Origin of the sequence: Brevibacterium otitidis, assembly GCF_042429315.1 — a bacterium.
Taxonomy (GTDB): domain Bacteria; phylum Actinomycetota; class Actinomycetes; order Actinomycetales; family Brevibacteriaceae; genus Brevibacterium; species Brevibacterium otitidis.
Genome location: NZ_JBHMAU010000028.1, coordinates 1 through 13735, shown reverse-complemented (window position 1 = coordinate 13735; position 13735 = coordinate 1). Strand labels below are relative to the sequence as shown.

11 protein-coding genes are annotated in these 13735 nt (G+C 65.2%); 2 read left to right on the top strand and 9 right to left on the bottom strand.

Going from position 1 to position 13735, the window contains the following annotated elements; all coding sequences use genetic code 11:
* The gene (gene trhO / locus ACFFN1_RS03645; RefSeq protein WP_376838702.1) at positions 1–900 is read right to left on the bottom strand and encodes an oxygen-dependent tRNA uridine(34) hydroxylase TrhO; all 900 of its coding nucleotides are present in this window, start codon (positions 898–900) and stop codon (positions 1–3) included.
* A 21-nt stretch (positions 901–921) separates the two neighbouring features.
* Complete coding sequence (locus ACFFN1_RS03640; protein ID WP_376838701.1) at positions 922–2136, bottom strand: Fic family protein; 1215 nt, start codon at positions 2134–2136, stop codon at positions 922–924.
* 292 nt (positions 2137–2428) lie between these two features.
* Between ACFFN1_RS03640 and purL the strand changes: the two genes are divergently transcribed.
* The gene (gene purL / locus ACFFN1_RS03635; RefSeq protein WP_376838699.1) at positions 2429–4732 is read left to right on the top strand and encodes a phosphoribosylformylglycinamidine synthase subunit PurL; all 2304 of its coding nucleotides are present in this window, start codon (positions 2429–2431) and stop codon (positions 4730–4732) included.
* A gap of 113 nt (positions 4733–4845) precedes the next feature.
* On the opposite strand, the gene ACFFN1_RS03630 is transcribed toward purL, so the two are convergent.
* The 7 genes from ACFFN1_RS03630 to ACFFN1_RS03600 form a co-directional block, all read right to left on the bottom strand.
* Positions 4846–5547: a hypothetical protein gene (locus tag ACFFN1_RS03630; protein ID WP_376838697.1), complete on the bottom strand. Its 702-nt coding sequence runs from the start codon at positions 5545–5547 to the stop codon at positions 4846–4848.
* Positions 5548–5681: 134 nt separating this feature from the next.
* A complete protein-coding gene (locus ACFFN1_RS03625) occupies positions 5682–6890 on the bottom strand; it encodes an NAD(P)/FAD-dependent oxidoreductase (protein ID WP_376838695.1) in 1209 nt (402 codons plus the stop codon).
* A gap of 113 nt (positions 6891–7003) precedes the next feature.
* A complete protein-coding gene (locus tag ACFFN1_RS03620; RefSeq protein ID WP_376838693.1) occupies positions 7004–7342 on the bottom strand; it encodes a hypothetical protein in 339 nt (112 codons plus the stop codon).
* A gap of 144 nt (positions 7343–7486) precedes the next feature.
* Positions 7487–9301 (bottom strand): BCCT family transporter, encoded by a 1815-nt coding sequence (locus tag ACFFN1_RS03615; protein WP_376838691.1) that lies wholly within the window; start codon positions 9299–9301, stop codon positions 7487–7489.
* Between the two features lie 84 nt (positions 9302–9385).
* Positions 9386–11521, bottom strand: coding sequence for a S9 family peptidase (locus ACFFN1_RS03610; RefSeq protein WP_376838690.1), 2136 nt, complete (start codon positions 11519–11521; stop codon positions 9386–9388).
* Between the two features lie 21 nt (positions 11522–11542).
* Positions 11543–11986, bottom strand: a complete 444-nt coding sequence (locus ACFFN1_RS03605; protein WP_376838689.1) for a hypothetical protein — start codon at positions 11984–11986, stop codon at positions 11543–11545.
* 216 nt (positions 11987–12202) lie between these two features.
* Positions 12203–12814, bottom strand: a complete 612-nt coding sequence (locus tag ACFFN1_RS03600) for a transposase (RefSeq protein ID WP_376838687.1) — start codon at positions 12812–12814, stop codon at positions 12203–12205.
* Between ACFFN1_RS03600 and ACFFN1_RS03595 the strand changes: the two genes are divergently transcribed.
* Positions 12719–13735, top strand: a 1017-nt coding sequence (locus tag ACFFN1_RS03595; protein WP_446680469.1) for an IS1634 family transposase, incomplete at its 3' end; no start/stop codon positions are given. The two genes, ACFFN1_RS03600 and ACFFN1_RS03595, sit on opposite strands and share 96 nt — an antisense overlap.

Genomic DNA, 13735 nt, shown 5'->3' with positions numbered 1-13735 from the left:
TCAGCTGGCCACCGCCTCGGCGGCGGTGCACTCCTCGCAGTGCGGGTGCTTGCCAGCCGCAGCGCAGTCCTCGCAGCGCAGGAACTGCTTCCGGCAGGTCTCGTCGGCACAGTTGGCGAACAGCGGGGTGGGCTGGTCGCACTCCCGGCAGCGGCCCAGCGATTCGGCGCCGGAGCCGAACTCCATGTGCATGCGCTTGTCGAAGACGTACAGCGAGCCGTCCCACAGCCCGGAGTTGCCAAAGGTCTCGCCGTAGCGGACGATGCCGCCGTCGAGCTGGTAGACCTCTTCGAAGCCGCGGTTCTTCATGAGCACCGAGAGGATCTCGCAGCGGATGCCGCCGGTGCAGTAGGTGACGATCGGCTTGTCCTTGAGGTCGTCGTAGGCACCGGATTCGATCTCGGCGATGAAGTCGCGGGTGGTGTCCGTGTTCGGGATGACCGCGTTCCGGAACCGGCCGATCTCGGCCTCCATCGCATTGCGGCCGTCGAAGAAGACGACGTCGTCGCCGCGTTCGTCCATGAGCTTGTGCAGCTGGCCGGGCTTGAGGTGCACTCCCCCGCCCTGCACACCGTCCTCGGTGACCTTGACCTCATCAGGATTGCCGAAGGTGACGAGCTCCGGGCGGACCTTGACGCTCAGGCGCGGGAAGTCATCGCCGGTGCCGTTCGACCATTTGATGTCGGCCTTGCGGAAGGGCGCGTAGCTCTTCGTCGTGCGCACGTACTGCTTGACGTCATGGATCTCCCCGCCGACGGTGGCGTTGATGCCGTCAGCGGAGATGATGATACGGCCCTTGAGGTTGTGGCGCTCGCACAGCGCGTGCTGCCACAGGCGCACCGCCTCGGGGTCGGCCAGCGGGGTGAAGACGTAGAACAGGACGATCTTGGGAACGGACATAGCCACATTCTAATTCGCGGCTCAGCGCGGCGGCGGCGAGGCCGGAGCCGGGCGCACCGGCGCGGAGACCTGCGTGTCGAAGCGCGTACTCGCCATTCTGCGCTCAGCATGCGCGACGAGGTCGAGCAGGTCCCGGGCGATATGCCCACGGATGCCTCTGCCGACAGCCAGACTGTCGGTGATCCCAGCCTCGCTGAGCTGCTGCAGAGCTCTGCGCACCGATGGCGCTGACGCACCCGCCAGCTGCTCGGCGATGCGCTGGGTGAGAATCGGAGTTCGGGGCAGCAGCTCGAGGAGCTTCCACACGACGGCATCGGTGCGTGGGCGCCGGGCCAGCTGTGATTCGAGCGCCTCACGGTAGTCGTCGAGCACGCTCTGCACCTCCTGCATGAACCGCTCAGCTTGGCTGACAGCTGCATCTGCTGCGGTGATGAAGAAGTCCAGCCACGTGTTCACGCCTGCGCTGATGTCGAGTGCGGCGGGAGGCTCGGCGCCCGTCATCGAGGCACCCGGCGGTGTCGCCCGGTAAGCCGTCAGGCCGTCGACGTACTGCTGCTGCCATGTCATGAGCACCTGGCTGATGGGCAACACAGCGCCGGAGGTCAGCCCCCGCCGCGTGAGCACCGAGTGGATGAGGGCGCGTCCGATCCGTCCATTGCCGTCTGCGAAGGGGTGCAGCGTTTCGAACTGTGCGTGAGCCAGTCCCGCCTGGATGAGACCGCCTGTGGCCGCACCGTTGATGAACGCCATGAGATCCTCAAGCGCTTGCGGCAGGATTTCTGGCTTCGGCGGGATGAACTCGGCCTCGCCCGGGTGGACGGCCGAACCTCCCAGCCAGTTCTGACGCTCACGCAGCCCCAACTGACTGAAGCCGGGCAGCAGCTGTCGCTGCAGCTCCTCGAGATCGCTCCACGTCACTGCTGCAGCACTGCCGAGAGTGTCGACAGCCGCCACGACTGCAGCGATATTGCCTGCCACTTCGGCCGCCTGATGACCGAAGCCGCTGAGCGCGTCCTGCGAGCTGAGTTCGGCGAGCACCACGTTCTTCACCGAGGGACTGACTCCCTCGATGCGTGAGCTGGCGACGGCTTCGGTGCGGATGAGGAAACGAGCGATGCCCTCGAACGCCCCGGCTGCCTCCGAGCTGCCGATGGCGCGGATCCGGCGTTCGACGTGCGCCGCCCTGACCGCGAGTTCCGCGTCGATCCGCCAGTCTGCACCGGATGTCAGGGACATCGGCACGAACGTCCAGTAGCTGCCCGCCCATCTCTCGCGACGAGACCGCGCCGCTGCCGACGGGGCCCATGTGTCTGCGTCCCAGCGCACCATCGCGTCAGCCTTTCATTCCTCGACCCAGGATCGAAACCTTAGACCCTATCCTTACACCCATTCTGGGTCTGTCGAAAGCTTCACGGCGATCCTTTCCCCTCGCCTGCCGGCCTCTCCCATCCCAGCCCGGAGGCCACCTCGGGCGCGGTTTGAAGATAGGATGTCGAGTGGGATTTCACGAAAGGACCACACGAGGCGTATGTCGGACAAGCACGTCAAGGAGACCGTCGAGTTCGCCGCAGCGAACCCGGATGTCGAGCAGCCTTACGCGGAGCTGGGACTCAAGGCCAACGAGTATGAGCAGATCCGCGAGATCCTCGGGCGCCGGCCGACCTCGGCGGAGCTGGCGATGTACTCCGTCATGTGGTCCGAGCACTGCTCGTACAAGTCCTCGAAGGTCCACCTGCGCAAGTTCGGCGAGCACGTGACCGATGAGATGCGTGAGCATCTGCTCGTCGGCATGGGGGAGAACGCCGGCGTCGTCGACATCGGCGAAGGCTGGGCGGTGACCTTCAAGGTCGAATCCCACAACTCGCCCTCCTACGTCGAGCCCTACCAGGGGGCGGCCACCGGAGTCGGCGGCATCGTCCGCGACATCATCTCGATGGGCGCCCGCCCGGTCGCCGTGCTCGACCAGCTGCGCTTCGGCGAGATCTCCCACCCTGACACCGCCCGCGTCGTCCACGGCGTCGTCGCCGGCATCGGCGGCTACGGCAACTGCCTCGGCCTGCCCAACATCGGCGGCGAAACCTGGTTCGACCCCTCCTATCAGGGCAATCCGCTCGTCAACGCCCTCGCCGTGGGCGTCATGAAGCATGAAGACATCCGCCTGGCCAACGCCTCGGGCGTGGGCAATAAGGTCGTGCTCTTCGGTGCGCGCACCGGCGGCGACGGCATCGGCGGCGCCTCGATCCTCGCCTCGGAGTCGTTCGACGACACGAAGCCCTCGAAGCGCCCGGCTGTGCAGGTCGGCGACCCGTTCGCCGAGAAGGTCCTCATCGAATGCTGCCTGGAGCTGTTCGCCGCCGGTGTCGTCGAGGGCATCCAGGACCTGGGTGCCGCCGGCATCTCGTGCGCGACCTCGGAGCTGGCCTCCAACGGTGAGGGCGGCATGCACGTCAAGCTCGACGATGTGCTGCTGCGCGATCCGTCGCTGACGCCGGAGGAGATCCTCATGTCGGAGTCGCAGGAGCGGATGATGGCCGTGGTCACCCCGGAGAAGCTCGACGAGTTCCTCGCGATCACCGGCAAGTGGGAGGTCGAGTCGTCTGTGCTCGGCGAGGTCACCGACACCGGCCGGCTCGTCATCGAATGGCACGGCGATGTCATCGTCGACGTGCCCCCGCGCTCCGTCGCCCACGACGGGCCCGTCTACGAGCGCCCCTGCACCGAACCGTCCTGGCAGGCCGAGACCCGCGCCAACACCGTCGAGGCCGCCGGGCTGGCGAGGCCGCAGTCCGATGAGGAGCTGCGTGCGACGCTGCTTGAGCTGCTCGGCTCGCCGAACCTGTGTTCGAAGAACTGGATCACCGGCCAGTTCGACCGCTACGTGCAGGGCAACACGGCCCTGGCGTATCCCGATGACGCCGGTGTCATCCGCATCGACGAGGAGTCCGGCCTGGGTGTGGCGATCGCCACCGACGCCAACGGCCGCTACTGCTACCTTGATCCGTCCGAGGGAGCGAAGCTGGCTCTCACCGAGGCGTACCGCAACGTCGCCACCTCCGGTGCCCGCCCGATGGCGGTCAGCGACTGCCTCAACTTCGGCTCCCCTGAGGACCCGGAGATCATGTGGCAGTTCGCCGAAGCCATCGACGGTCTCGCCCACGCCTGCGAGGACCTCGCTGTGCCGGTCACCGGCGGCAACGTCTCGCTGTACAACCAGACCGGACAGACGGCGATCTACCCGACCCCGGTCGTCGGTGTGCTCGGCGTCTTCGACGATGTCGCCCGCCGCAGCCCCTCGGGCTGGCGGGATGCCGGCCAGACGATCTACCTGCTCGGTGAGACCGCAGCTGAGCTCGACGGCTCAGTGTGGGCCGATGTTGTGCACGGCCACCTCGGCGGTGTGCCGCCGAAGTACCGTCCGGAAGCCGAGCGCGAGCTCGCCGACATCCTCATCAACGCCTCCCGCGACGGCATGATCGATGCCGCCCACGACCTGTCCGAAGGCGGGCTGGCTCAGGCGCTGGCCGAGGCCGTCCTGCGGTTCGGCACCGGCGCGCGGGTGTGGCTGGAAGAGGTGTGCGACCGCGATGGCATCGACCTGTTCACAGCGCTGTTCTCCGAGTCGACGGCGCGTGCCATCGTCGCGGTGCCGCGGTCCGAGGAGGTGCGGTTCACCGATATGTGCACCGCCCGGAAGTTCCCGTTCGCCCGCATCGGCATGACCGACACCGGCGAGGACGGCAACGCCACCCTCGAACTCGTCGACCACTTCACGATCTCCGTGACCGAGCTGCGCGAGACCCACGAGGCGACGCTGCCGAAGCACTTCGGGTGAGGCTCGAACTGTTCCTCACAGATCCTCCGAGCGGATCTGTGAGGAACAGGGAGCACGACACCTGGCGCTGTCACGCCATCGAAGGGATGATGGGGCCGGAATGACGCAGCTCCTCAGCTTCGTTGCAACTCCAGCGCTATCTCCCAATCGTCGAACTGCTGAAATTCCAGTGCAGAACACGGCACGTCGACCACGCTCACTTCAAGTTCCGTCTCGTGTACTGCGACCACATGACACCAGCGGGCACCCGCACCATAGAACCGCCTCAAGCGCGGCTGAGCGACAAGACGGAAGAACGCCCGAAAGTCACTCCCGCCGGCGTTCACGACAAGCGACTCAGGACACCCGAATGCAGAGCGGATGGAGCTGCGTTCAAAGCTGCCACGCGGATAGAGCGGCCCGAGCTCACCGGCCACAATCCGTTGCAGGTACTTGGCGATGAGCGTCACGTCGGCATCGAGGGTGCTTTCATCATCGACGTCGAAGAACCACTCGTCGCCTGCGAACTGCAGTGAGACATCGATGTACCGCTCCCAGTAGAAATAGATGTAGAGCACGAGATCCCCCATGTGCTCCAGGACTTCCGCCTCGTTCGAGTCAGCACGATGGCGGGTCGGGATGCGCAGCATCACTCCGTCGGTTCGCACGTCCCCTTTCTCGGGCGCCCACGGCTCGTATGTCAGCGAGGCGGTCCGCGGCGACGTCATGGCCTCCAGCGGTTGCAGCACCTTCAGCACCTGGGGCCGCAGGCGCCCCCACCGACCGGCAGTCGCATCCTCGGGAACTGCATCAGCCACCCGCTCAGCAATATCCATAGCTCTGACATTACTGTCGGCTTCCCCAACCGACGGCACCCCATGCCGAAGCACTTCGGCTGAGGCTGACGGCCACGTAACGCTGCGCGGCCCCGGTGAAAGCATCTCACCGGGGCCGCGCTGTCTTCAGAACCTCAGGCCATGCCCTTGAGGATCGCGTTCCAGTACAGCGCCGGCAGCCCGTGACGCTTGAGCACCCACATGTCGGTGCGCTCCTTCGTTGTGTCGATGAACGGGAACGACGGCCTCGGGCGCATCGTGTAGTCGAACTCGGCGAGGATCGTCTTGCCGCGCGCGGTCGTCAGCGGGCACGAGGCGTAGCCGCCATAGGACTCCGCCAGCAACTCGTCCTTCAGCGTTGCCAGCAGGTTCGCCACAAGCACCGGGGCCTGCTTGCGGATCGCGGCACCGGTCTTCGAGTTCGGCGTCGATCCGGCATCGCCGAGGGCGAAGACGTCCGGGTAGCGCACACGCTGGAGCGTGTGCTTGTCGACGTCGATCCAGCCCTTGGGATCCTCGCCTGCCAGCGGGGATTCCTTGATCCAGTCCGGCGCCGACTGCGGCGGCACCACATGGGCCATGTCGAAGCTGATCTCCTCGCTCGTGCCAGCGGCGTTGTCGCGGATCGTCGCGGTGCCGGCTTCGGCATCGAGGCTCGTCATCTCCGAGTTGTAATGCACTTCGATGCCGTAGCGCTCGATGACCTTCTCCAGCTCGTCGGAGAACTCCTTGACCCCGAACATCGCAGGCGTCGGCAGCACGAGCACGACCCGGATGCTGTCCAGCACGCCGCGGCGCTGCCAGTGGTCGCACGCCAGGTAGGCGATCTTCTGCGGGGCGCCTGCGCATTTGATCGGGCCAGACGGCATGGTGAACAGCGCCGTGCCCGAGGCGGTGGCCTGGATGAGCTGCCAGGTCTTGGGGGCGAGCTCGGGCAGGTAGTTCGTCGAGACGTTCGGGCTCTGCAGCGCCTCGCGCATGCCCGGCACCTCGTCGAAGTCGAGTTGGATGCCCGGGCAGACGACGAGCCGGTCGTAGGCGATCTGCAGACCCGAGGACAGGCTCACCCGGCGGGCTTCCGGATCGACCTCGGTGGCGGAGTCCTTGATCCACGACACGCCTGCCGGCATGACGTCGGCCTGGGCGCGGCGCAGCTCGCGAGCAGGAGCGCATCCGCCTCCCACGAGGGTCTGCAGGGGCTGGTAGATGTGCTGTTCGCGCGGTTCGATGACCGCGATGTCGGTCTTGCCGGCTTTGCGCAGCCGGGCGGCGACGCTGAGCCCGGCGTTGCCCCCTCCGATGATGACGATGGCGTGGTGCAGCGGATGCGAGCTCGTGGTCATAGCGTCAGTCTCCTCAGGTGATCGGCGTTGATCTACTGCAAATGTACAGACAACCTTCTGCCGGGTCTAGGGTCTGGGCGCTGAGGACCTGTTGAGGATCAAGTCCGCGGCTGTCACCGGGCTGTTGGCTTCCGCCGAGAGCGGAGATACGCCCACACCGTCACGCCGATTCCGAGCAGCGCTGACACAGCTGCGATGGCGACGTTGCGACGAGCGTCGCCCCGGCATTCAGCCACCCCTTCTGGCAGCGGCTGCCCACCGGATTCCGCAATGAACGCCGTGGTGACACTCGACGGACAGATCCAGAGTCCGTCTCCGTCTGGATAGCTGACACGGAAGCCGACGCACGCCGCCATGCTGCCGATGAAGAGCACAACGGCGAGTGCGCCGAGCAGACTTGTGCCCAGCCGGACGCCCGGCCGCCGCACGAGGGCGACGATGAAGATGCTCATCGAGATGAGCAGCAGGACAAGCAGCCCGATGACCGCATAGTCGGTCAGTGGCGCATCCGGGAGACCAATAGACGTCCACTGTCACCGATTCGACAAGATGCATATCTGCTGTGCGAGAACCGAGGAACAACCCCGATGGGGCCATCACCCCTGATGCGAGCCGAACCTGTCGGGATACCGTCCGCTCTCGCGCGGCGGCAGGCGCTTCGAACCGGTCCGCGACGACAGGGTGCCGTCGGAGCGGCGGAACCAGCGGCGCTGCGGTTCGTACGGGTCGATGACATCGGGAGCCTCCCCCTCCGCCTCGGGCAGTACGACGCATTCCTCGGTCTCGTACTCGTCATCGCGCAGCCGGCGGATGTACTCCTCCGGTGGCAGGACTTTCTTCCACTGCTTCGTGCGCATCGGCGGCAGCACGCCGGCGTCCTCACGCAGGGCGCGCAGCAGCAGGTACATCTCGAAGTAGCCGAAGATGAAGAACGGCAGACCGACGAGGATGATCGTCGACTGCAGCGCCTCGAGCCCGCCGGAACCGGAGAACACGAGCAGGGTCGCGGTCACCAGCCCGATCGCCAGGGCCCAGAAGATCCGCTGGCCGAGCGGGTTGTAGTCCTCATGCCCGTTCGTCATCGTGTCGGTCACGAGTGCAGCGGAGTCCATCGAAGTGACGAAGAAGACGACGACCACGAGGATCGCGACGACGGAGACGGCGAAGGCCAGCGGGTAGTGCTCGAGGAACGCGAACAGCGCGCCGGGGATGTCGCCGTCGTCGACGACCCGCTTGACGAGTCCGCCGTCACCGGACTGCCGGCCGATGCCCTCGATGGCAAACGAGCCCCAGCCGAAGATCCCGAACCAGATGACCGAGAAGGTCGCCGGCACCGCGAGCACGCCGGTGACGAACTGGCGGATGGTGCGGCCGCGGGAGATGCGGGCGATGAAGATGCCGACGAACGGCGACCAGGTGATCGTCCATGCCCAGTAGAACACCGTCCACGTCGACTGCCAGCCGGATTCGGCGATGGTGTCGTTCCAGAAGGCGAGTTCTGGCAGGGTGACGATGTAGGAGCCGAAGGACTCGATGGTGCCCTTGATCATGTACAGCGTCGGGCCGGTGAAGAGGACGAAGAGCAGCAGCAGAACAGCGATGACGATGTTGGCGTTCGACAGCACCTTGATGCCCTTCTCCAGCCCCAGCGACACAGAGGTCAGGGCGATAAGGGTGACGACGCCGATGATGATGAGCTGCCAGCCGGCGTTCTCCGGCACTCCGAAGAGCTGGGAGAGCCCGCCGTTGATCTGCAGGGTGCCCAGACCGATCGAAACAGCCACACCGAAGACGGTGCCGACGATCGCGACGGTGTCGATGATCTTGCCGATCGGGCCGTGGATCTTCTCGCCGAGCATCGGCTGGAAGATCGAGGACACCCGGGCGGGCAGGTTGCGCTTGTGGATGAAGTAGGCGAAGCACAGGCTCGGCAGCGCGAAGATCGTCCACGTGTGGAACGTGAAGTGGTACAGCGTGAAGTTCATTGCATCCCGGGCCGCCTCCGCGGTACCGGCCTCGATGCCGAGGCCGGCGCGCGGCGGGCTGCCGAGATGGCTGATCGGCTCGGCGACACCCCAGAACATGAGAATCGTGCCGATGCCGGCGGCGAACAGCATCGCGAACCATGCCCGGCCCGAATGCTCGGGCTCTTCGTCGTCGCGGCCGAGCTTGACCCGCCCATAGCGGGAGAAGGCGATGTAGATGAGGAAGATGAGGAACAGCGTCACGCCGAGGATGTAGAACCAGCCGAGCGTGTCGAGCAGCCACGCCGAGGCTGCCGACACCGCGGCATCGAGCTGCTCGGTGAAGACGATGGTGCCGAGCACGAACAGCAGGATGATGCCGGCCGAGGCGAAGAAGATCACCGGCGAGGTGCGCAGGTGCAGCATGTCGTGGAGTTTTCGCAGCATCGTTCGCAGTCTCCTTTCGGCACGAACCACGCAGCGATGACTTCTGGTTCCACGCGATCCGCAACGGGATCAGTTTCTTCGACTCTAGCGGCTCACATCGCTCCTGCCCAGGACATCGAGCATCCATGCGTAGTCGAATGCGTCTTCCTTCCACGCGTCATAGCGCCCGGATGCCCCGCCGTGACCGGCCGACATCTCCGTCTTCAGCAGCGCATCCGCACCGACCTCGCGCAGCCGGGCAACCCACTTGGCCGGTTCGACGTAGAGCACCCGGGTGTCGTTGAGCGAGGTGATCGCGAGGATCTTCGGGTAGTCCTGTTCGGTGACGTTCTCGTACGGAGAGTAGGAGCGCATGTACTCATACACCTGCCGGTCGTGCAGCGGATCGCCCCATTCCTCCCATTCGATGACGGTCAGCGGCAGCTCCGGCATGAGGATCGAGGTGAGCGCGTCGACGAACGGCACATGCGCACTGATCCCGGCGAACCGGTCCGGGGCCATGTTCGCCACCGCGCCCATGAGCAGCCCGCCGGCCGACCCACCGGTGGCCACCAGCTTCTCCGAGCTCGTCACCCCGGTGCCGATGAGGTGGTCGGCTACGGCGATGAAATCGGTGAAGGTGTTGCGCTTGGCGGTCGTCTTGCCCTCGTCGTACCAGTGCCGACCCATCTCTCCGCCGCCGCGCACATGGGCGATCGCGAAGACGACGCCGCGGTCGAGCAGCGATAGCCGCTTGACGCTGAAACCGGGGTCCATGCTCAGCTCATAGGAGCCGTAGCCGTAGAGCACCATCGGTGCCGGGCCGGCATCCCGGGCGCCGGTCTTCCACACGAGCGAGACCGGCACCTCGGTCCCGTCCTCAGCCCGGGCCCACATGAGCTCCTGCTCATAGGCGTCCAGGTCGACGCCGCCGAGCACCGGCTGGCGTTTGAGCACGGTCCGCTGCCCGGTGTCCATGTCGTAGGCGAACACGGTCCCCGGCGTCACCATCGACGTGTAGGTCAGCCGCAGCCGCGGCTGCTCGAACTCCGGGTTCGCGCCGGTGCCGAGTGTGCCGACGGGTTCGTCAACGGCGATCTCCGCAAGCGTCCCGTAGGGCGCCGCTTCCGATGCGGTGATCGCCACGGTGCCCACGCGGGCAAATCCGCCGTGCCGGTAGGAGATGACGAGGTGGCCCGCGAACGCGTCGACGTCTTCGATCCGGTAGCCGGTCATGTCCCCGCCCAGCACCGGCCGGCCCTCGCCTGCCGGGTCTGCCGCAGGCACGTCGACGATGTCGAAGTCGGCGCGGTCGCGGTTGTGGGTGATGATGAACCGGTCCTCACCGGCGACGATCGCGTGCTCGACGCTGTACTCGACACCCTGCTGACGCTCCCACACCGCCGTCGGTTCACCGGTCGGCTCATCGGCGGGCAGCACCCACCAGCCTTCGGTCGTCTTCGACCCGGTGACGATGCACACGTACTTCTGCGAACGGGTGAGCCCGACGCCCACGAAGAACCGCTCATCGGGTTCGTGGAACACCTCGACGTCTGCTTCTGCCCCGGTCCCGAGGCGGTGGCGCCACACGGTGTCGGGTCGCCAGGCGTCGTCGCAGGTGGTGTAGAAGACGTATTCGCCGGTGCCGTCGAAGGTCGCCCCGGCGAAGGTGTTCTCGATGACCTCCGGCAGATCCTCGCCTGCCTCCAGGTTGCGGATGCGCAGCGTGTAGCGCTCATCGCCGGTCAGGTCGGCCGCCCACGCGAGCTTCGTGCCATCGGGTGAGATGCTGAAGGAGCCGAGGGAGAAGAACTCGCTGCCGGCGGCCTCAGCATTGGAGTCGAAGATGACCTCCTCGCCTGCCAGCTGCTGGCCGTCGGCCACCTCGGGCGGGGTCCAGTCGTCTGGGCCGCTGATCGGGGCGCGGCAGGAGATGCCGTAGTCCTTGCCCTCCTCGGTGCGGGTGAAGTACCACCAGCTGCCGCGCCGGACCGGCACGGACATGTCGGTTTCCTTCGTGCGTGTGCGGATCTCGGTGAAGATCGTCTCGCGCAGGCCCTCCAGGTGTGCTGTGCGGGCGGCGGTGTAGGCGTTCTCCGCCTCCAGGTGGGCGGTCACCTGCGGGGAGTCCTTGTCCCGCATCCATTCGTAGTCGTCGGTGAAGGTGTGGCCGTGGTGGGTGCGGTCGGTGGGGATGCGCTGGGCGTTCGGCGCCTGTGCGTCACGTGGTGCAGTCGTCATACCCTCAAGCCTACGGTGTCCTCAGCTTCTCTGGCGGGCTCCCAGCGGAAGGACGATCAGACCAATGGCGCAGAACGCCGCCGCAGGAAAGGCCAGGAGCGCAGCGTGCGTGAGGACGATATCGGCCCATGAGAAGTATTCACGGCGCCGATCGACAAGCGCCGCGGTAGCTGTTCCGAAAAGATAGCCACAGAGCCCCGGAATCACAATGTACGTCAGATAGATTCTCAGAACGCGTTTCCATCCTGGGACCGATAACAAGCTGCGGAATTTCATGCAGAAGACGAGGATCTCAGCGATGATAAGACCGACGATGAAAGGCGACAGGAGGAATACCAGAAGCATCGCGTCGGTCAGGCTCAGGGTCCCGCCGGAGATCATCAACCCCGCAGCAAGCATCACCACGAGCCACGTCACGGAGACGGTCAGCACGTACACCAGTTGTGCGCGACTATCAGTTTTCACATTCCCCCTTCTAGGGCAATCTCAACGAAATTCACCAACTGGAAACCACCGGCAAACAAACCGCACGACAGGTCGAGGATCAGATATTAACGCAAACCCAAGGGGTCGGTCACGGCAACTTAACCGGCTCTTCAGAGTTGAGTGTGGGCACGCCGATCGGGCAGGGGTGCTGGGGATAAGCATCGAGGTCCCTGATGATGAGTGGACTTTAACGGCTCATCGTAATTGAGAGTGTAGAACTGGTCTGAAGCCGCCGGACTCGAGCAGACTTCTCGCGATGTAGTGCGTGAGGTTGCGGAAGCCGAGTGCTGAGCCCCGTAGGTGTTCGAGCCTGCCATTGATCGCTTCGGTAGGCCCGTTCGATGTTCCCGGTCGGGTGAAGAACGCCAGGATATCAGCAGCTCGACGCTTCAGAGTCTGTCCTAACCGCTTGAGTTCGGCCAGTCCTGTCGGCAGATTCGTCGTCAGATCGTCGATGACTGTTTGTAAGAGCTTCTTGCCCTCGTTGCCGTCGTTGGTTCGGTAGGCGCGCACAATGTCTTGATAGACGGCCCAGGTGACTTCGACGGCGGTGAAGTTGGCGTCGGCGAAGAGGTCTACGATCCTCTCCTGCTGTTTGGCCGTGAGCAGATCACCTGACTTGCACAGGTTGGCGGGGTTTTCGGAGCTTTTGGTTTGTTTGTGCTGGTCAGCGAGTCGGGCTCGGTCGTGGTGGGTGACTAATATGGGGGTATGAATCCGTTCGTGCGTAGGGTTCCGACTGCTTCGGGAGCGACGGCTGTGCAGATCGTCGATAAGACTGGTGGCCGGTATCGGATCGTGGAGCATCTCGGTTCGGCGTACACGCCCGAACAGCTCGCAGCGTTAGTGGCTGCGGGGAAGGCGAAGCTGGCTGATCCGTGGCAGCTGCCGCTGGAGTTCGACGTCGAAGACAAGCCGCGGGCCGCTGGTGCGGTGGTGAAGTCGAGCCGGTCAGGGATCCTGATTGACACGATCCGGGCCGTGTATGCCCGGTTGGGTTTCGATGCTGTTGACGATGAAGCGTTCTTCCAGCTCGTGCTCGCCCGCCTGGTCGAACCGACCTCGAAGTCCGATAGTGTCCGGGTTCTCGGTGAGCTCGGTGTCGATGTTGTCCACCGCAATACGTTCCTTGCCTGTCTGGCCCGGGCTAAGGAGCGGGACTATCGCGGCAGGATCGCGGCGAAGTGCTTCGATCACNTCGTCGCGGCTGATGCCGGGATGCTCTCAGCGAAGAACCTGAAAGCCATCGACGAGGCTGGACTGCGATTCATCGTCGGATCCCGACAGGCCAAAGCCCCACACGACCTGGCTGCCCATTTCGCCTTCAACGGCGATCACGCCGCCGATGGCACGACCGTAGACACGCTGACTCCGAAAGGAGCCAAGCGGCTGGACCCAGCGCGCGTGAACGTCAGGCGTGAACCCGTCTGGAACCCTCAGGAGCATCCGGATCAGTGGCGGGCGATCTGGCAGTACCGGCGCAAACGCGCCCTGCGAGATGCCCGGACCCTGAACCTCCAACGCAACCGCGCGCTAGCGATCATCGACGGGGACAAACCAGCGAAGAAGGCCCGGTTCGTGAAAGTCACTGACGAGGAGAAAGCCTTCGACGAGAAGGCCTACGAGCAGGCGATGAAGCTCACCGGCTGGAAAGGCTACGTCACCAACATCGAGGCCGCCATCATGCCCGCAAGCGAGGTCATTGCCAGCTACCACGACCTCTGGCAC